At 45.6% G+C, this 20,171-nt stretch carries 13 protein-coding genes; 8 read left to right on the forward strand and 5 right to left on the reverse strand.

Annotated features, from left to right (window positions below):
* Positions 1-6: 6 nt before the first annotated feature.
* Positions 7-900: a 3-hydroxyisobutyrate dehydrogenase gene (mmsB, locus tag ACJJIL_RS01275; RefSeq protein ID WP_445361013.1), complete on the reverse strand. Its 894-nt coding sequence runs from the start codon at positions 898-900 to the stop codon at positions 7-9.
* Between the two features lie 18 nt (positions 901-918).
* A complete protein-coding gene (locus ACJJIL_RS01280; RefSeq protein WP_445361014.1) occupies positions 919-2,430 on the reverse strand; it encodes a CoA-acylating methylmalonate-semialdehyde dehydrogenase in 1,512 nt (503 codons plus the stop codon).
* A gap of 317 nt (positions 2,431-2,747) precedes the next feature.
* Between ACJJIL_RS01280 and ACJJIL_RS01285 the strand changes: the two genes are divergently transcribed.
* Together ACJJIL_RS01285 and ACJJIL_RS01290 are read left to right on the forward strand one after the other, a co-directional pair.
* Positions 2,748-3,800 carry a hypothetical protein gene (locus tag ACJJIL_RS01285; protein ID WP_445361015.1) on the forward strand — a complete coding sequence of 351 codons (1,053 nt, stop codon included), beginning with the start codon at positions 2,748-2,750 and terminating at the stop codon, positions 3,798-3,800.
* A gap of 174 nt (positions 3,801-3,974) precedes the next feature.
* Entirely contained in the window at positions 3,975-4,199 is a 225-nt protein-coding gene (locus ACJJIL_RS01290; RefSeq protein ID WP_444937115.1) for a DUF7661 family protein, read from the forward strand.
* A 211-nt stretch (positions 4,200-4,410) separates the two neighbouring features.
* Here ACJJIL_RS01290 and ACJJIL_RS01295 read toward each other — a convergent pair whose 3' ends face one another.
* Positions 4,411-5,013, reverse strand: a complete 603-nt coding sequence (locus tag ACJJIL_RS01295; protein WP_282931039.1) for a GNAT family N-acetyltransferase — start codon at positions 5,011-5,013, stop codon at positions 4,411-4,413.
* A gap of 461 nt (positions 5,014-5,474) precedes the next feature.
* On the opposite strand from ACJJIL_RS01295, the gene ACJJIL_RS01300 reads away from it, so the two are divergent.
* The 3 genes from ACJJIL_RS01300 (at position 5,475) to ACJJIL_RS01310 (ending at position 12,777) form a co-directional block, all read left to right on the forward strand.
* Positions 5,475-6,947 carry a DEAD/DEAH box helicase gene (locus ACJJIL_RS01300; protein WP_444937356.1) on the forward strand — a complete coding sequence of 491 codons (1,473 nt, stop codon included), beginning with the start codon at positions 5,475-5,477 and terminating at the stop codon, positions 6,945-6,947.
* Between the two features lie 277 nt (positions 6,948-7,224).
* Positions 7,225-9,570: an FG-GAP repeat domain-containing protein gene (locus ACJJIL_RS01305; RefSeq protein ID WP_444937116.1), complete on the forward strand. Its 2,346-nt coding sequence runs from the start codon at positions 7,225-7,227 to the stop codon at positions 9,568-9,570.
* A 303-nt stretch (positions 9,571-9,873) separates the two neighbouring features.
* Positions 9,874-12,777 carry a PKD domain-containing protein gene (locus tag ACJJIL_RS01310; RefSeq protein WP_445361016.1) on the forward strand — a complete coding sequence of 968 codons (2,904 nt, stop codon included), beginning with the start codon at positions 9,874-9,876 and terminating at the stop codon, positions 12,775-12,777.
* A 40-nt stretch (positions 12,778-12,817) separates the two neighbouring features.
* Here ACJJIL_RS01310 and ACJJIL_RS01315 read toward each other — a convergent pair whose 3' ends face one another.
* A complete protein-coding gene (locus ACJJIL_RS01315) occupies positions 12,818-14,119 on the reverse strand; it encodes a M20 family metallopeptidase (RefSeq protein WP_413663523.1) in 1,302 nt (433 codons plus the stop codon).
* Between the two features lie 874 nt (positions 14,120-14,993).
* On the opposite strand from ACJJIL_RS01315, the gene ACJJIL_RS01320 reads away from it, so the two are divergent.
* Genes ACJJIL_RS01320 through ACJJIL_RS01330 form a run of 3 tightly spaced genes read left to right on the forward strand, consistent with a single transcriptional unit; the run spans position 14,994 to position 19,343 of the window.
* Positions 14,994-17,351, forward strand: coding sequence for an efflux RND transporter permease subunit (locus tag ACJJIL_RS01320; protein WP_444937118.1), 2,358 nt, complete (start codon positions 14,994-14,996; stop codon positions 17,349-17,351).
* A complete protein-coding gene (locus tag ACJJIL_RS01325) occupies positions 17,332-18,147 on the forward strand; it encodes an outer membrane lipoprotein-sorting protein (RefSeq protein WP_413663521.1) in 816 nt (271 codons plus the stop codon). The genes ACJJIL_RS01320 and ACJJIL_RS01325 overlap by 20 nt, the downstream gene beginning before the upstream one ends.
* Before the next feature lie 11 nt (positions 18,148-18,158).
* Positions 18,159-19,343: a hypothetical protein gene (locus tag ACJJIL_RS01330; protein ID WP_444937119.1), complete on the forward strand. Its 1,185-nt coding sequence runs from the start codon at positions 18,159-18,161 to the stop codon at positions 19,341-19,343.
* A gap of 68 nt (positions 19,344-19,411) precedes the next feature.
* On the opposite strand, the gene ACJJIL_RS01335 is transcribed toward ACJJIL_RS01330, so the two are convergent.
* Entirely contained in the window at positions 19,412-20,005 is a 594-nt protein-coding gene (locus tag ACJJIL_RS01335) for a TetR/AcrR family transcriptional regulator (protein WP_444937120.1), read from the reverse strand.
* Between the last annotated feature and the right edge of the window lie 166 nt (positions 20,006-20,171).

Genomic DNA, 20,171 nt, shown 5'->3' on the forward strand with positions numbered 1-20,171 from the left:
ACGCGGTTAATCCACTTCTTGAAATAGCTTTTGAATAGATGAGAAGTCCAGATCACTACCTCCGCGCAAATTGAGAATTCCATAGAGATTGCGCGCCATTGAGCCGAGAGGCGTATAGCTTTTACTTTGAGTGGCGGCTTCCTGGGCCAACCCCAGGTCCTTACACATAAGTCTTACCATAAAACCACCGCTATAGTTTTTACTCGCTGGAACTTCGGGCATTACTCCGGGATAGGGATTGTAATTTTGTAGGGACCAGTTGGCACCTGAACTCTTTAACATAATGTCGGAGAGCACATTGGGGTCGAGTCCATTATCTATTCCCATTTGCAGGGCTTCAGCGGTACCAATCATATGAATAGCCAGCAGCATATTGTTACAAATCTTTGCTGTTTGGCCAGCTCCTGCTGCTCCGGCATAGAAAATGTTACTACCCATTGGCTCTAGAACTTCCCGGGCCCTGTCGACATCACCGGTCTCCCCCCCGCACATAAAACTCAAAGTTCCTTTGCTAGCACCCGCCACTCCCCCGGAAACAGGGGCTTCTATGGCTTGCAGGCCTTTGATTCTGGCTTCACGAATAAGGCGTTTAGAACTGTTGGAAGAAATAGTGGAGCAGTCGATAATCAAACAGTCGCGAGAAATACTGTCGAGCAGTTTGTCGGTATCAATATACAGGCACTCAACCGCCGCACTATTAGGCAGCATACTTACCACAAAATCCGCTTCCTCGACGGACTCTTGGGGAGAGGAACACTTTTTGATACCGCTTTCTACAGCGGTATCCAGTATTTCAGTGACCGGGTCAAACCCTTTAACTTCAAAGCCCGCCTTGACCAGGTTGGTGGCCATAGGCAGTCCCATATGGCCCAACCCTAAAAATGCGACTGTTTTAGTCATGCTGCTCTCCGGTTAACATTATTTGAGCTGTATGGTTAAGTTGGTGTGCTCTGCATGCTCTATATCACTGTCAAACCAGCGTGCCGTAACAGTTTTGGTTTCGGTATAAAACCGTACAGCTTGTTTTCCATAAGCGTGTTGATCACCATAAAAAGACGCTCGCCAGCCGGTAAAGCTAAAGAAAGGTAATGGCACTGGAATAGGCACATTAATACCGACTTGCCCCACTAATATTTCGTGTTGGAACTTACGTGCGGCAGCGCCACTAGCCGTAAATATTGAGGTGCCATTGCCATAGGGGCAGTTATTGATTAATTGGATTGCTTCTTCCAGGGAGTCGGCATTTACCAGGCAAAGTACGGGACCAAAAATCTCGTCGGTATAGATCGACATGTCCGAAGTTACATCGGCAAATAGGGTGGGACCAACCCAGTTCCCATTGGGAAACCCTTCGACAGTAATTTCAGAGCCATCTAATACACAGCGGGCGCCTTCCTTTTTGCCCTGGGCGATATACCCAAGCACCCTCGCACGAGCAGCGGGTGATATTAGTGGACCGAAGCCCGCTTGCGTATCCTTCCAATGACCGGGCTTGATAGCTGACATAGCGTCTTTAATGTCGTCTACCCATTGCTGTGTCTCCCCAACAAGTACAGCGACGGAAATCGCCATGCAGCGTTGCCCGGCAGCTCCGATGGATGATCCAACAATATTATTAATAGCCGCAGCCTTATTGGCATCGGGCATCACGACCATATGGTTTTTGGCACCGGCAAAAGCTTGAACTCGTTTTAGGTGCTGGGTACCTGTCTGGTAAATATGCCGCCCCACGGGGACTGAACCAACGAATGAAATGGCCTGAATACCGGGATGTGTTAGAAGAAAATCTACCTGTTCCCTGCCGCCATGTACTACCTGTAAAACACCTGCTGGAGCCCCCGCTTCAGCAAATAATTCGGCCAGTTTGCAAGGCGTGACAGGGTCCTGTTCAGAAGGTTTCAGAATAAAAGTATTCCCACAGGCAATCGCCATTGGAAACATCCACAGTGGAATCATTGCGGGGAAATTAAATGGTGTGATCCCTGCACAAACTCCAATAGGTTGTAGATAGGAGTAACAATCGATGGTGTTGGCAACATTCTCTACGGTTTCACCCATCATTAGTGAAGCGATATTGGCTGCATGCTCAACAACCTCAATACCGCGCCAGACGTCCCCTTTGGCATCCTCAAAAGTTTTACCTGTTTCCTCGCTGAGGATTTCAGCCAGCAGCTCCTGATTTTCTTTCAGAAGCGCCTGATACCTCAACATAATCCGCGCTCTTGCGGTAACCGGCGTATTTCGCCATTGGTCAAATGCTTCTTTGGCGGAAATTACTGCATTCTCCAGTTCAGTCTGGGTAGACAATGGCACCTGTGTAAGAACATTGCCGGTAGCGGGGTTGGTTACATCCAGCCACTCAGTACTATTGGACTGAATCCACTCACCACCAATCATTATTGGTAACTTGGAAGGAATATTCTTATTCATGTTAATTAAAGCGCCGAGAGGAGGGGATTTTATCCAACAGTTTAGGTGTTTTTTCGCGATTAAAGAGGAATATCACGCTGCTTTTATGATTATCCACTTTTACTGAGCAGAAGGTTGATGGACCAAAAAATTAAAATAAATGTATTTGATTATCTTTGTAGAATAGATCGCAAATAATTAACACCCATAAGAAATGAAAAAATAATCTTGCACTGTACGGCTAGTATCTTGTGGCTGGCAATTCGGCTTTGGATTAATGCCTAGCTTAAATGTTGTTGTCGTAATGTAACTAGTGAAGAGTAAAAGAGGATTATTCAATGTGTTTTATGATAAAAAGAATACTGATTGCAATCGGATTAATGATATCTCCCATGTTTGTTGGTGCTACCACTCTAAGTGACTTAAGTGCACATGAGCCTAGCTCTGACGAAACCTGGGCCGAGCAATGGTTCTATAACATTGCAATTCCCGATGTGGGATATTTCAAAGTTAGTTTACAAACCTATATTGCACCTGACTTTGCAGTTGCCAAGCCTAAAGCCTATATCCATTTAGCTTTTTCTTCAGAGACCGGAGCTACCACGAAGTATGATCTCTTTTTTGATGAAGTGATCTTGAAGCACCCCGAAGGTATTGATAAGTTCTACTATGAAGTACCGGGAGTAGTTGTGGCCGATGAGCAGGGTGTACAGGTCTTACACCCAGATTTCCTGTTTAATATGGAGTGGGCTGGTGAACACCACCATTACTGGCATGGGTTAAACCCCGGTCAAACCCCTTTTGGGTTTATTCCTGAGATACCTGGGGTAGGAGGAAAGTGGTTCCTATATACGGTCGGTACCCCAGTCAATTACAGTTATTTTGATGGTTCTATGTCTCTAGCCGGTGCTGGCTATGCGCAATTGGATAAGGGCTGGTATGACAAAGAATCCAGTGCCGGTATGATCTATTCAATGGGGCTAACAGATGACCTCTACTATATGATTACTGGAGCTAAACTGGGTGACTCAGAGATTGAAATGTGGGCGGGGCGATATGTTTCTAAAGAGTATGACCTGATTTTTTTACCGGCTTTTAATGGTTTCTCTGTTAAGCGGGAAACAGATGCTTGTTCAGGTTATCTAGAAGTTGAACTTAACAAAATTTCATACAAGTTAGTTGTCGAAGCAAAAGCAGACATTGCCAGCTTTTATCCGCTGGAGTTTCCCTCTGTAATTATTTTTGGTGGTGAGCAGAGTTATATGAAATCCATGCAGGCAGATGTCAACTTCTATCTGTATCAATTTGGACAGCTGAAGGAGCAAATTCAAATGCCTCAGGCCTTACTAGAATTTAGTGGGCCATTGGCGTGTGATGATTTTTTTGATTAAGAAGAGTGGTATAAAAGAAGAAATTATTGGGTTTGCAGGAGTTAAATTAACTCCTGCAAATACTTTATTGTATCTGATGGAGAGCGTATTGTATCCATGCAAAGAAAATAGGTTTTCGAAATTTGTGTGAGCAATTGCAAAGCTTTGAGGCATTTTAGTTGTACATAGTTCTTTATGAAAAAGCTTAAATTCAATGTTTTTGGTAGAGAAGTCTTGATCGAAAGGCAGTCGAATAGCTGGGCCACATTCTATCAGGGCAATGAAGGTAAGCGTCGCAGTGCCGGGATATCAATACCTTCAGAAATTAGTGAGAAAGATTTAGCCCAATACTTGGCAGATATCTGCCATGAATGGGCAAGTGAGCGGTACCCTGCTGTGGAGCGTATAAATACAAAATAAGTATATAGAAATTTGGCGGACGGTGGTGATCCAACTTTTCTTGAGGTCGTATTATAAAAGACCAATAACTGTAAGAAATCTGAGGTCGCCAAGGCTGTATTAGGAAAACGATGTAAAGTTAAGTAGAAAATAGGTGAAGCAAGTACCAAGGGCACCTGCTTCATATAGATAAATAAATATAAATATGGACTTAAATTCTTAAATTGCTCACTTACTCCAAATTTATTCGGGAAACTTCCTCTTTGTGACTAAAGCCATTAGTCTCAAGATTGGTTTTCAACTCTAGTGTATAGGTGAGCAGGGTATAGTCTTTGGCATCGGCTTTACAGGTAAAGCCCATGGATTTTGCGAAACTGTCCACTCGTCTATTTTGTGCTGACTCAATCGAATAGATTCGTTCAAGCCCCTGATCCTGAGCGCAGTTGATGAGTCGCTTTAACATTAAGCGTCCCAAACCTAACCCCTGCCAGTCATCGCTCACCACAACGGCACACTCACAAGCGCGTCCGTCAACGTCAAGTGCGTAGTGTGCTATAGCAACGGCTCTCTGTGCTCTGTCACTACTGCAGAGTGCAATAAAAGCTTCATGTACATGGTGGTCGTTATCTGTGAGTAACTCCAATAGCTTTTGGCTGGCTTTACAGCTTCCGCCAATAAAGCGATCGCGGCGAGTTTCTGGAGACAACTGTTCAATTAGTTCTTTCTCAAGCTGGCCATCACTGCGACAGATGGGGCGTATTGAGACTTTGCGTCCATTGCCGAGGGTGATCAGCTCAACTTGGTGTTCAGTATTCACACTGTTGTTGGGTGACATAACGGTTCCTATCCTGGCTGCTTTGAGCAGCTTTGTTTTACAAGTTCGCAACGGGATGGGGTACCTCAAAGATAGACGCTCGCGCTGCGAACGTGAAACTATGTTACGGTCCTGAAGACGACCTCCCCAACAACTGCTCTGTATAAACCTATAAAGGAAAGGAGTTTGGCTGGGTGAAACTATACAGTCAGCCTTTGTGTGGTATAGTACCGCCGCTGATTTTTCTCAGCTGCGTCATTTGTAGGCCGGTGATCCGCCGGTAGCCCCTCCGGAACTTTTCAAAAATTCTTCCAGGAAATTTCTACTGAATGCCGCGCGCCGGTTACGAGGACTGGCGATTAGACGGCTGTACACGCTGGGAGCAATACAGGCTCCCGATGTCGACTCCGATTTCTCTCTTCATTCCCTCAGGGGGAGTGAGTGTGTTTGATTGCGCCTGCGGCGCAGTTCGAGGTTTATTTATGTTGTTTGAAGATCTGGGCCTTGCCCAGGAGATTGCCCGTGCCGTTGCAGAGCAGGGATACACTGCGCCTACGCCAATCCAGGCACAAGCTATTCCAGCGGTAATGAAGGGCAGCGATATTATGGCCGCAGCCCAAACTGGTACCGGTAAGACGGCTGGCTTCACTTTGCCGCTGTTGCATCGTCTTAGCCAGGGTGAGCGCGCTAGAAAAGGGCAAGTACGCGCACTGGTGCTCACTCCAACCCGTGAATTGGCGGCTCAGGTTTTCGATAATGTGCAGGGGTACAGCCAGTACCTGCCTATGCGCCATGCGGTGGTGTTTGGTGGTGTGAAGATCAACCCCCAGATTTCTCGTCTGCGAGGCGGAGCGGATATTTTGGTAGCTACCCCTGGGCGCTTGCTGGATCTGCACAATCAGGGGGCAATTCGCTTCGATCGCTTAGAAGCTCTAGTACTTGATGAAGCAGACCGCATGCTGGATATGGGCTTCATCCACGATATCAAACGAGTATTGAGGATTTTACCGGCTAAGCGTCAGAACCTTCTATTCTCCGCAACTTTTTCACCAGATATTCGTCAGCTGGCGAAAGGCTTGGTAAAAGATCCGCTGGAAATTGATGTCAGTCCACGCAACTCCACTACTAAAACGGTGCGACAGAAGCTCCATCCTGTGGATAAGGCTCGAAAAACGAAACTGCTTAGTCATTTGATTAGGGATAATAACTGGCACCAAGCTTTGGTCTTTAGTCGAACTAAACATGGTGCCAACAGGCTGGTAAAACAGCTCGAAGGTGACGGCATCCTGGCAGCAGCCATTCATGGTAATAAAAGTCAAAATGCACGAACTCGTGCCCTGGCGGACTTTAAAGCCGGCAAAGTACAGATTCTTGTGGCGACTGATATCGCAGCCCGAGGCATCGACATTGACCAGCTGCCCCAGGTAGTAAATTTTGATTTGCCCAATGTGCCTGAGGACTATGTCCACCGTATTGGCCGCACAGGGCGTGCGGGCGCTCAGGGGCAAGCGGTATCCCTTGTTAGCGCTGATGAGATTAAGCAGCTTCGCGATATTGAGCGCTTGATCGGCAAGCCAATTCCGCGCGAGGAAATCGAAGAGTTTGAGCCGGACCACCAGGTGCCCGCATCCGGTAATCCAAAGCGGGGTGGGTTGCAAAAGCCAGGCTCCAGCAAGCGCCCAGCGGGTAACTCTCAGAAGAGTGATGGGCGGCGTGAAGTGCGCGGCAATAGCGAGGAGCGTCGGGGCAACCGCGGTAATGGACGCGGTAAGCCTGAGGGGCGTGGAAATTCTAGCAGCCGCAGTGGTAACGCCTCTGCGGGTAAAGGGGCCCCAGCTAAGCGCACGGGCGGTAACGGTAAAGGGCGCGGTGCTGAGGCTGGTCGCAGTGATGGACAGAAGCCACAACGAGCTCCGAGACGGCGTCCTAGTAGAGGACGTTCGGAAAGCGCTTAGCGTGTTTAATTAAAAGAAATAAAAAAGCGGCTTAGGCCGCTTTTTTATTTCTTAGAAAAAACCTAGGAGGTCCCTTTTAACTTTATCTATTTACCTGCCTAATTTACTTAAAGAAATACATTTTTTGAAAGTTAATTTTTAAATTTATTTTTTCGGTACTAGTGTCTGCTTTTGTGTCTTTTTCTTGATATTTTATTTCATAATTGATCACACTTCATTTTCACATTTTGTGCTAATTTGCTTCCGCTTTTGAAGCGATTTTACACAAGGAGATGTTGTGAAGCTTAAGTTACTCTCGAAATTCTTTGTTCTTCCCTCTATTACCTTTCTATGTGCAAGTGCTGTGAGCGAGGAAGTTCAATTTCAGCCAGCAGAGATTTATTCGACAGGGTCAAGAGCGGAGGCTGTCGCCGTTGCGGACATGAATAATGATGGTCGTGATGATGTGGTAGTGAGTACCTCCAGTAATTTTGATCCTGAGAATGATTTTAAGCTAAAGATATTTTTACAAGATGAGTATGGACAGTTACAGGAGCCCGTAGATTATTTACTGGATGGAGATGGCACAATTCTACCAAAATCCATTGATGTTGGGGATTTAAATGGTGATGGACTTCTGGATATTGCAGTTGCATTTGGCGGTGAGCGAATAGATATTTTCTCGCAGCTTCATGATGGGACACTAGTGTTAAGTGAATCTATCAGTTCATCTCGATCTAGCAAAATAGCTGTTGCAGATGTTACGGGGGATGGAATTGATGATATTGTTGGAATAGGTTCTGAGGAAGTTGGACTTGCCATTTATGCTATGAAGGATGATCCGATAAATAATCGTTTGTCCTATATATATCTTATGGAGCCTGATGATTCAATCAGTTTGGCTCTCAAAGATATGAACAGAGATGGTGTTGAGGATGTTATTACAGTTGTCAAGCAGTCAGAGCGTAGTGCTTTGGCTGTAATGCTTTCCGAGTCAAATGGAAGTTTTGCTCCAATACAATATTATGAAATTGATGAGGCATTTTCAGTAAATAACATTTCAGTTGATGATTTGAATAGTGATGGTCGTGCTGATATATGGCTTTCTGTCGATGGAGATGATTCTGATACTACTGAAATGGTTTTTTATCAAAAAGATAATGGGATATTAGAAAATACTATCTTTGCTCCAGTTGAGAATGCATATGGAATATTGCTGGCCTATGACTTAAATAATGATTTAAGTAGCGAATTTATAGCAGTTCCTTTGCAGGGTAATACGATATCTATTCATAGAAAATTAAGTAGTGATAGGATGTTGGAGCATTTTTCATATGATATACCAGAAGATTCTTATAATAATTTTCAGGGGATAGATGTAGGGGATATTAATAGCGATGGAATTCCCGATGTTGTTATTGCAAGCCCCTCTACCGGTTTGGTCTTGTTGAAGGGAAATACCCAGGGTACTAACTTGGCACCTTTAGCTGATGCAGGAGATGATCAAGAAACCAGAAAAGACCAAATAATATTGTTAGATGGCACTCACTCATCTGATAGAGATGGAAGCATTATAGATTATCGCTGGAGACAGCTGTCAGGTTCCCCTGTAACATTAAATGACACGAGTAATGGGTTTGCTACTTTTCTCGCACCTTTATCTAAATACTCGTATTTGGGTATGGATGAATCTTTGGTTTTCGAATTAGAAATTGAAGATAATGAAAATATAGTTTCTGTTGATAAAGCAATCATTACTTTGGATGGAAATATTCCTCCTACAGCAATTACAAATACCTTTCAGGTAGTAGGTGCGGATGAGGTTGTAACCCTAAATGGTAGTTCCTCAAGAGATTTATTCGGAGAGATTATTAGCTATGAGTGGAAACAAGTAGCGGGTGAGCCTGTAGAGTTGGAGCAAGAGTCAGAAACTACTGTCAGTTTTTCTAGTCCAGTATTAATATCTAGCTATCCGTTTATATCTTTTGAGATATTGGAGTTTGAGTTAGTAGTCACTGATAACGAAGGTCTGGAAAGCAGTGTTATTGCTCAAGTTAATGTACAGAAGCTTGCTCCGCCAATGGCAATTCCCGTCGCTGCCCAAACAGTTTATTCTGGGGAAGAGGTTCTTCTGGATGGTAGAATGTCCAGTGATGCTGACGGTGAAATCATTAGTTATAACTGGCGTTCGCTTTCCGATATTGACGTAGTTAATTATCCTAATGGTACAGCTAGCTTTATCGCACCTATTATTTCTGCTGAATCGAGAGCCCTCCTTACTTTTGAGCTGGAGGTTGAAGATAATGATGGTCTTAAGTCGACTAGTATGATTAACGTGACTGTGGAGCGGAATATGCCTCCAATAGTACCTTCTGATTTAATGAAAATCGTTCAGCCGAACTTTCCCGTTACCCTTGATGCTTCAGGTGCCTTTGATAGGGATGGAGAAATAGTAAGTTATCAATGGCAGCAAGTATCTGGTCCTTCAGTTGCTATAGCTAATTCAAATAGTATTTCCGCTAATTTTACTGCTCCTTCGGAGCAGGCCACGTTAGTTTTTGCTGTAACAGTGATCGATGATGATGGAGAAAGTAGCACTTTTGACACATCAGTTAGAGTTTATGAGTTGATCCCTTCAAATTAATAGATGGAGCCCCAACGGGGCTCTTTTTTACTTTTATTCTGCCTATCTCTATATGCTTATTTGATCTAAGTTTTTTAATAATATTAAAAAATGGTTTTCCTCCAAGCAGTGTGATGGTTGCTTGAGGTTTCTATAAAATATATTTCCTCTAACTCATTGTGTGCGTTCATATTTTAGGTCTTGGTAATTATGATTTGAGACTAGTGTCTGCTTTGCCATTTAATTCTTTGGGTTTTGCTTTTATTTCCATATTTTGTGCTAAATTGCGCCCGCTTTTTAAAGCAAATTACACAAGGAGATGTTGTGAAACTTAAATTACTTGCAAAATATTTTGCTCTTTCCTCAGCTGCTTTTCTGCTTGCAAGCACTGCAATTGGAGAGGTTCAGTTTCAGCCGGTAGAGATTTATTCCACAGGATCAAAAACAGAGGCCATCGCTATTGCTGATTTAAATAATGATGGACTTGATGATGTTGTACTAACTACATCGAGCAATTTTGATCCAGAAAATGACTTTAAGCTAAAAGTATTTCTACAGGACGAATTTGGTGGCCTGACTGAATCTATTGATTACCCCCTTGCAGGTGGAGAGGCAAGTCTGCCTCAGTCTATTACCGTAGGTGATCTTGATAGCGATGGTTTGAAAGATGTTATTGTCGGAGTTGGTGGCGGCGTAACTGAGCTATACCTGCAAGATCCTGCGAACGGTTTAGTATATGCGGAATCCTTGGATAACTCCTATTCTGAGCGAGTCGCAATTGCCGACCTTGGCAATAATAATAAAGGAATCCTTGGAGTTAGTTGGGAAGAGAATGGTGCTGTAATAACCCATAAAGTAGGGGAGCCACCTACCTTTGTGAGTACCGCTAGCGATCTAGCTATTGAAAGTCCAGGGCAGGTGGCACTGGGTGACGTGGATGGAGATGGTATAACAGATATTTCTCTAATTGCTAACGGTTCCCCCCAAAGTAGGTTGGTTGTTCTAGCGCCGGATGATTCTTTGAGGTTGAATGAAATTATCAGTATTGAATTAGATGGAAATGCTGATGTCAATGAAGATATTAAAATAAAAGGAATCGCAATTGGTGACCTTAATAATGATGGCCGCAATGATATTTCGTTATCAATAGTGGGTGGAGGGCAGGATAATTTAAGAATCGCTGTATATTACCAGGGAGAAGATAGCTTATTACAGCAACCTGAAATTCACAGCTTTGGAAGTCCTCCTGGAGAGCTTTTAATAAAAGATATTGATAATGATGGCCTTGCTGATTTAGTTGTCTTGCCGGACAGTGGAGAGTTCTTAAGAATTTATCAACAGCAAGATGATGGTACCTTGGCTTTGAGTGAACAAATTGCCATTCCTGGTGCAACTTATACTAGCCCCCAGAGTATGGCTAGTGGAGATATCAACGGGGATGGTATTGCGGATATCGTTGTCGCAAATCCGTTACAGGGATTGGTTATATTAAAAGGTGGTGCTGGGTATATCAACCAGCCACCCACGGCTATCGCCGGTGAAAATCAAACTGCTGAAGGTAATTCGGCGGTACTGCTCAATGGTACTCTGTCTTCAGATTCCGACGGCAGTATTGTGGCTTACCGCTGGACACAGATTTCCGGTACTCCTGTTATCTTAGATGACTCTGGTAATGGTTTCGCTAGCTTTACCGCGCCCTCCGAAATTACTGGAGTTGTACAGGAGTTAATTTTCGAGCTGGAAGTTGAGGATGATAAGGGTCTAAAGAATACTAGCATAGTGGCGGTTAGTGTTGGAGTTAATTTAGCTCCTGTTTTGATAGTCGACCAGCCAATGTCAGCATTTACTGCCGGCCAAGAGGTTACATTATCCGCAGGCCAGTCTTATGATCCCGATGGAACCATCGTTAGCTATCATTGGCAGCAGGTTTCTAGTGGCCCGCGTATTGAGCTGAAAGAGCTTGATGATGGTTCCGTAACCTTTACTGTTCCAAGGATAGTTGCAGAGCCAGGAGTGTCTTTCTCAGCATTAGTATTTACGATTGAGATTGAAGATAACGGTGGTGCAAAAACTGAACAGAAAAGGTTTTTTTTTGTTAAGGTGTTAACACCTCCTGTGGTCAGGAATGCTTTTCTAACGGTAGAGCCAGGCAAAGAAGTTTTATTTTTTATATCGGCTTCGGATAGTGATGGTCATATTGTAGATTATCGTTGGCGTTCGCTCTCCAATACGGATATTGAATTGGCAGTCAACGCCGATGGAATTCCGAGCTTTACAGCACCTCAAATTCCCTGGGGTACAGAATTAGCACTGGAGTTTGAGCTTGAGGTTGAAGATAACGATGGTCTGACTGCAACGGGTATATACAATGTACTTGTAAAATGGAATGTGCCCCCAAATATGGGTGTTGGAACTATGAGAGTGGTTCAACCGAATACAAATGTGACTTTAGATGGTTCCTATTCAAATGATCCAGATGGATATATTGTGAGCCAACAATGGGAGCAAGTATCGGGTCCACCCGTTGAATTAGTAAATGCTAATAATTTAATTGCCAATTTTAAAGCTCCAGCAGAGCCAGCTGTATTGTCATTTAAATTGAGTGTCACTGATGACAGAGGGGCGACAAGCCAAATGACCGTCAGCGTAGATGTTGAGTTAGTTCCCCCGAAAGTAATAAGCACTACTCAAGAAGTTGAGCCCGGTGAAAATGTCTTACTGGTTCCTGGCATTTCTTGGGATGTCCCTGGTGCGCATATTGTCGACTATCGCTGGAGTTCCCTCTCCGATAGGGGGATTGAATTGATAACTCACACTGATGGTAGTGCGAGTTTTATAGCACCGCAAAACCCGGGAAGTGAGTTTACTCTGGAGTTTGAGCTGGAGGTTGAAGACAACAATGGCCAAATAGTAACGAGTATATTTACGGTAATCGTAGAAGGGAACATTCCACCGTTTATGGTTATTGCATATGTGGCTGTTGGCGGTGTTAAGATTAATACAATTTCGACCTTGAGCGGTGGGGCTTCAAGAGATCAGGATGGAACTATTGTGAGCCAGAAATGGGAGCAGGTATCTGGCCCTGCAGTTGAATTGATTGATGCGGACAAGCTGACTGCTTATTTTATGACACCAGCAGAGCCCGCCACTTTGTCTTTCAAATTCAGCATTACGGATGATGATGGAGCAACAACTGAAAAAACTATAACCTTAGATGTTGAGGAATAGATAATTGTGAAAGAGAGCCCCAAGAGGGGCTCCTTTACAATTACTGTTTTTTATAGTTCGCCATATAATCCAAAGTTAACAGGGTCAGCGCTTCAGTACCCTTACGCAAAGCGTCCTCATCCACATAGAAAAGCGGTGAGTGATTGCTTGGAGCTTGGCTAGCATCCTGATCCCTAGGAGTTACTCCCAGGAAGTAGAAAAAGCCAGGGACCTCATTGGCGTAGTAGGAGAAATCTTCTGCCCCCGTGATTTTGGGTACTTCTACAACATTCTTGTCGCCGACAGCAGATCTCAGAATAGGCAGGGCCATTTCTGTCAGCTCCGCATTATTTATCGTTACCGGATAGCCCTCCAGAATCTCCACATCTGCGCTTGCACCGGAGCTTTCAGCAATTAACTCCGCAGTGGTTTTTAAGCGTTTGAAAATTTCTGCACGGTTATCCATATCAAAATTACGGATGGTGCCATTCAGATAGACACTATCGGGAATGATATTGTTACGGACACCACCGTCAATACGTCCGAAGGAAACGACTGCGGGCTCTTTGGTGATGTCGATCTGGCGGCTGACAATGGCTTGGGTGCCCATTACGACTTGTGCGGCGGCGACAATAGGGTCCACTCCACCCCAGGGGCGTGAGCCATGGGTTTGGCGGCCATTGATGGTAATACGGAATTCATCGGCAGCGGCCATAAGCGGGCCCGAGCGATAGCCGATGACGCCGGTGGGTAGTGATGAAGTGACATGCTGGCCAAAGGCCACGTCCGGCTTGTACTTCTTGAAGATCCCTTCTTTGAGCATCAACTCCGCGCCACCTTCTTCATTGTCCGGTGCGCCTTCTTCTGCGGGCTGGAATATAAACAAGACGTTTCCAGCCAGCTCATCGCGAAGGCCTGCCAGGACCTCGGCAGTGCCCATCAGCATGGCCACATGGGTATCGTGGCCACAGGCATGCATAACGCCAACATCTTTACCTTGGTAAGTGGTTCTCGCTTTGGAAGCGAAGGGCACATCGGTTCTCTCGGTGACTGGCAGAGCGTCCATGTCCGCGCGCAAGGCAACAGTTGGTCCCGGTTTGCCGCCTCTCAAAAAGCCCACAAGGCCGGTATGGGCGATACCTGTTTCAACTTCAAGGCCCAGTGCACGTAAGTGTTTTTCAATATATTTGGCTGTTTCAAATTCGCGATTGCCCAGTTCTGGGTTCTGGTGCAGGTGGCGACGCCACTCGATCACTTTGGATTCAGTATTTTCCAGCAATTGCTGAGGCTTAGGATCGCTTGCAAAGGCATGAGTAGCCAGCAGCGATGCACCGATTGCGATGGGCAGGAGTAGTTTTTTCACAGCACAATTCCTTCATTCTCATTATCGTCGCCCGATTTTAACTCAGATCTTGCGCAGCCGACTCCCTCAAGCTGTCTTGCCTTTATATATTTTGAATTTCCGCTGTTGACATGATGAACCGAACGGTTCAAGATGTTCTGTATAGATTGTGGAAAGAGCTATAACCACAGAACAATGAGGGCTGCAGGAGGTTCTCAAGGTTTTCACGAGACTGGGTGATACAGAAATTGATACTGGTTGGTCATAGGTTGGTCATAGGTTGGTCATAGGTTGGGCAGGCTGTTGTACTGCTGTTGTAGTGGGCGCAATGGAATGCCCAGAAGTAGCTACGGTGTCCAAGGCTATTGGTATTGCTGACCAATCACTTTGGGCCTAAATACGTGATTAAAGTAATGGTTGGAAACAATTAGAGATGTTTAACTTGTCGAGCCCCTAATTATTTCTTAGAGGATAATTAACGAGTTAATTTATAGTGATAATAATTGGCAGGTTACTAATATATCTGCCTGTCTTAGGCATATATTAATAATTATTATATTTATTGTTAGATTTACGATATTTTAAATTAGGTATTCTCTTAACTCTACGGCTCTCTGGTGGTCGCCCCTGTGTTGGGGAAAGATAAGCTTTGCCTGATAGTTGGCTACCATTAATTACAAAGAAGTGGTTCTTATAGCGCCAAAAGCGATAATTTTTTATTGATGTCTCGGCAATATATACGGTTTGGCTGATGGCATTAGTGTGCCTTTTTATCAAATTTTGTAGCTGATCTTATATTGGCTATTACGGGATTCTGTGGCCGTAAGTAAATACCCATTTGCTTAGGTTGTTGATTAATTATTTTTCTATCAAGTTGTTTGAAGGAGCTGATTTCATGTCATCCCCCCAATTACCTTCGAATTGGGTCAGCCGTTATGCGGATTGGCTTATTCGATATCGATGGCTGGTAGCCATTGGCGCACTACTGTTAGCCTTCTTTGCGGTAAGCGGAGCAAGATTCCTGGGTTTCAACAATGATTACCGGGCATTCTTTAGTGAAGCTAATCCTCAACTACAAGCTTATGAGCAAATCCAGCGCACTTACACTAAGAATGACAATATTCTGTTTGCGGTAGTGCCAAAATATGGCAATGCCTTTTCCAATGATGCCCTGGCAGCCGTAGAGGAGATGACCGAGAAATCCTGGTTGTTACCCTATGCGCTGCGGGTGGATTCAATCACTAACTTCCAGCACACCATTGCTGAAGAAGATGACCTTCTGGTACAGGACTTGGTGGAAAATGCCAGCAGTTTAGATGCAGAAACCCTGGCTTCTATCAAGGCTGTAGCGCTGGCAGATCCCACTTTGAAGGAGCGCCTGGTAAATAGTGATGGCTCCGTTACAGGGATAAATATCACCTTCCAGCTTCCACAAAAATCCATGCATGAAACCCCTGAAGCGGCTGAAGCTGCACAGGCATTGATGGAAGAGATTGAGGCAAAATACGATGTAGAGGTCTATGCGACCGGTATTATTTTACTGAGTAATGCATTTTTTGAAGCCTCTCAGTCAGATATGAGCACCTTAGTTCCGCTCATGTACCTTGTGATTATTGCAGTTGTATTTTTATTGGTGCGGAGCTTCAGTGCGACTTTTGCAGCGCTGTTGGTTATCGTCTTCTCCATGGCCGCAGGCATGGGTTTGGCCGGTTTTATAGGTGTTAAATTGACACCGCCCTCCGCTTCTGCGCCCACCATTATTATGACTCTCGCAGTGGCGGACTCGATACATATATTGGTGAGTCTATTTGCTGCAATGCGCCGTGGACTCAGCAAGCACGATGCAATTAAAGAGAGCTTGCAGCTCAACATGGGGCCCGTGTTCTTAACTTCGATCACTACCGCCATTGGCTTTTTGTCGATGAACTTTTCCGATGCGCCTCCCTTCCACGATCTGGGTAATATTACCGCGATGGGTGTGATGGTGGCTTTCTTCTTATCGGTTACCTTACTGCCTGCATTGATGGCGATACTGCCAGCCAAGAGTCGCGCCAGTGAATCCAAAATTGGACGCTCCATGGATACTCTGGGAGATTTTGTGATTCGCCGTCAGCGCCCGATACTACTGGCGGGAGTCATTGTCTCGTTGGGATTACTGGCAATGATTCCAAACAATGAGATTAATGATGACTTTGTTGGTTACTTTGATGAATCTGTGGAGTTCCGAACCGATTCAGATTATATCAATGACAACCTCTCCGGTATTTACCAGCTGATTTACTCGATCGAATCCGGTGACAACAATGGTGTTAGCAATCCGGAGTTTCTTGCCAATCTGGAGCGTTTCACTGAGTGGATGCAGGCCCAGCCCGGGGTGCGCCATGTCAATACCATTGGCGATACTTTCAAGCGCTTGAACAAAAATCTGCATGCTGACGATCCGGCCTACTACAGGTTGCCTGAAGAGCAGGAATTGGCAGCCCAGTATTTATTACTGTACGAGCTGTCTCTTCCCTACGGCTTGGATTTAAATAATCAGCTGAATGTGGCTAAGTCGTCGACGCAGATTATTGTGACTCTCGATAACCTCAAGTCGAAAGAACTCAAATCGGTAGCGGATGCCGGCAGTAATTGGCTGGAGAAAAACATTGGTGTAACTGCCTATGGTGTAGGTCCGGCGATCATGTTTGCCAATATTGCCGAGCGCAATATGGAGGGCATGTTGGTGGGCACTCTGGTTGCGCTGGTGTTAATTTCTGCACTGATTGGTATTGCCCTGCGCAGTGTCAAACTCGGTTTCTTAAGCTTAATTCCCAACTTGTTGCCGGCCGGCCTGGCATTTGGCCTCTGGGGTGCACTGGTAGCTGAAGTCAATGTGGCTGTCACTATGGTGACCGGTATGGCACTGGGTATTGTGGTAGATGACACAGTGCACTTCCTCAGTAAATACCTGCGCCAGCGCCGTGCAGGCTATAACGTGGAGGACGGACTGCGTTACGCCTTCTCTTCAGTGGGTGTAGCGATAGTTGTGACCTCAGTCATTCTGATTGCCGGATTTATGGTGTTGGCCCAGTCCTCCTTCGGTATGAATTCTTCCATGGCACTTCTGACCGCAATTTGCATTTTGATGGCCTTGCTGGCGGATTTCCTGCTTCTTCCGATTCTCTTGATGAAGCTCGATGCCAAGGCGTACGACCCCGCTATCACCCCTATTGAAAATAAGGAGCAAAACTATGCAACCCAGCCGCTCTAATAAACCGTTTTTGACACGGGCCCTAGCAGGTGCCCTGGCTCTGGCAGCTTTATCTGTTTCTGCCAGTGAACTGGATCTGGCCGCAGAAAAAGGTCTGGAAATTGCCAAGGAGGCGGACCGCCGCGACTTGGGATTCGGCGATCTCAGCAACAGCCTAACAATGACCCTGCGCAATAAATATGGTGAGGAGAGTGTGCGGGCTATGCGCACCAAAACTCTGGAGCAGGAAAATGACGGAGATAAATCCCTGGTGATTTTTGACAACCCTCGGGATGTAAAGGGCACAGCATTTTTGTCCTTTACTCATAAAGTGGGCTCCGATGACCAGTGGCTCTATTTGCCTGCTTTAAAGCGAGTAAAGCGTATTTCCTCCAGTAACAAGTCTGGACCATTTATGGGTAGTGAATTCTCCTATGAAGATATCGCCTCACAGGAGGTGGAGAAATACACCTATAAATATTTGCGCAACGAGTCTTTCGATGGCCGCGATCACTTTGTTCTGGAGTTGGACCCGGTTGATCCTAAATCCGGTTATTCCATTCAACACCTTTGGGTTGATACAGAGGAGTACCGCGCATGGAGAACCGACTATTATGACCGAAAAGGGGACCTGATGAAGACCCTCACGATTTCCGACTACAACCAGTACGGCGATCAATACTGGCGAGCCAATAAAATGGAAATGGTTAATCACCAGACTGGTAAATCCACAGAGTTGTTGTACGGCGACTGGGTATTTGGCAATGGTTTTACCGATCGCGACTTCACCAAAAATAGTCTCTCCAGGGCGAAATAGGGATTGCGCCCATGGTTAACCGAAAAATACTCACTTTGTTGCCACTATTGGCGGCGTTGAGTCATATGGCTGGAGCAAATGAGTTGAGCGGTTATGCGGGCCTGGAGGCCCGCGCATTCACCGCAGACCCTTTGGATTCAGCACAAAGTGATGCCGGTCTTTCTGCGTCTTTAAATCTCGAGTACTACCGAGATTTTGACGATGGAAACCAGCGTGTTGTGGCCAGTGTCTTTGGGCGCTGGGACAGTGAGGATAGCGATCGCAATCACGCGGATCTCGGCGAGCTTTACTGGTGGAAAGCTTACGATAGTTTCGAGCTTTATGCCGGGGTGCGCAAAGTATTTTGGGGAGTTACTGAAACCGTGCACTTGGTGGATGTGATTAACCAGGATGATGCGTTGGAAAATATCGATGGTGAAGACAAGCTTGGCCAACCCATGATTAACCTCCTGATGGAGCGTGATTGGGGAACACTGGAGGTGTACGGTTTACTGGGTTTTCGTGAGCGTCAGTTTGCTGGCCGGGAAGGGCGATTACGTGCTCCGCTGCCGGTGGATGAGGATGCTGCGGTCTATCAATCTGACCGGGAGGAAAAGCACATAGATTGGGCCTTGCGTTACAGCCATGTACTTGGAGATTGGGACCTGGGCCTCAGCCATTTTTCCGGCACTAATCGGGATCCATTATTATTGCTTACGGAAGATGGCTTGCTTGCGCCTTACTATGCACAGATCGATCAGACGGGTGTGGACATCCAAACTACCCGTGGAGATTGGTTGTGGAAGTTTGAAGCTATTTCATTTAAACCTCGCGGTGAAGGTCGCCAGACAGCGGCTGTCGGCGGTTTCGAATATACATTTTATGGTATTGGCGAAACGGTCTCAGATCTTGGGGTATTAATGGAGTATCAATTTGATGATCGTACCGGACCTTGGTCTACGACCAGTCAAAATGACATTGCGATAGGTGCGCGATACGCTCTAAATAATACGCAGGATACGGAGCTTTTATTTGCCGTAAGTACCGATTTGGATAACGGTAGTCGTTTTTCCAATCTGGAACTGACCCACCGACTAAATGACCGCTGGTTAATGGAAGCGGAAGCGCGTTTTTTCGGTAATGCCGATGAAGAAGACCCTACCTACAATTTGCGCAACGACGACTATTTTCAGTTGGAATTACGTCGCTATTTCTAAAAGTTAATTCTCACAGGAATACCCCCATTCCCACCCCAAAGAGGCAAGAAGTTTTGGGGTGGGCTTTTTTAGGGAAGTGTATACTGGTCCAGAATTGTGGATAGCTGTTGGTAACTGTTTTTGCCTGCTGTGGTACTGCCCGTGCCTTTATTCAGGGCCACTACGCCTCGGCTTACCGCCATAACCATCGCGGCGAGGGCGGCACAATCGACACCGGCTTGCAATTGGCCATCGTTAATAGCCTTCTGCATACGGGTTTCGATCCGGTTCAGCATATCATTGGTACCCTTGGCTACCAGGTCAGCGAGAAATCCTTCACTGGCACCCACCTCCATAGCTGCCATAGTAGCGATACAGCCTTCTGGAGTTTCAGAGCTCTCCATACCTGACTGAAGCATTTCCAGGAAGCCGCCCATGGCTGTGCGGAAGTCCGGGTGATTCAAGGTATCCATAGCATCGCAGGCGTATTGGGTGTGGAAATGTTCCAGACAGCGGCCATACAACCCTTCCTTGCTTTGGAAGGTGTTGTAGATACTGGATTTATTCAGTCCCATGGCCGATTCAAGATCCGACAAGGAAGTTGCTTTGTAGCCTTTTTCCCAGAAAACGCGCATGGCCTTGTCTAGTACTTGTGACTCATCGAACTGCTTGCGCCCACTCATTTATCGTTACCAAACCTCAAAAAAATGATAGTGACACATCAATCTGGGGTGGGCAAGACGAGAGCGGGAGAGTCTCGAAATTATAGGGGGAAAATAGGTTTTGGCATGAATAATCCAGCGGATTTGCCGGTTCATGAATAGGTGGTCAGATTATTTTGTACAAAGG

Source organism: Microbulbifer maximicatervae (SeqCode), assembly GCF_052468095.1.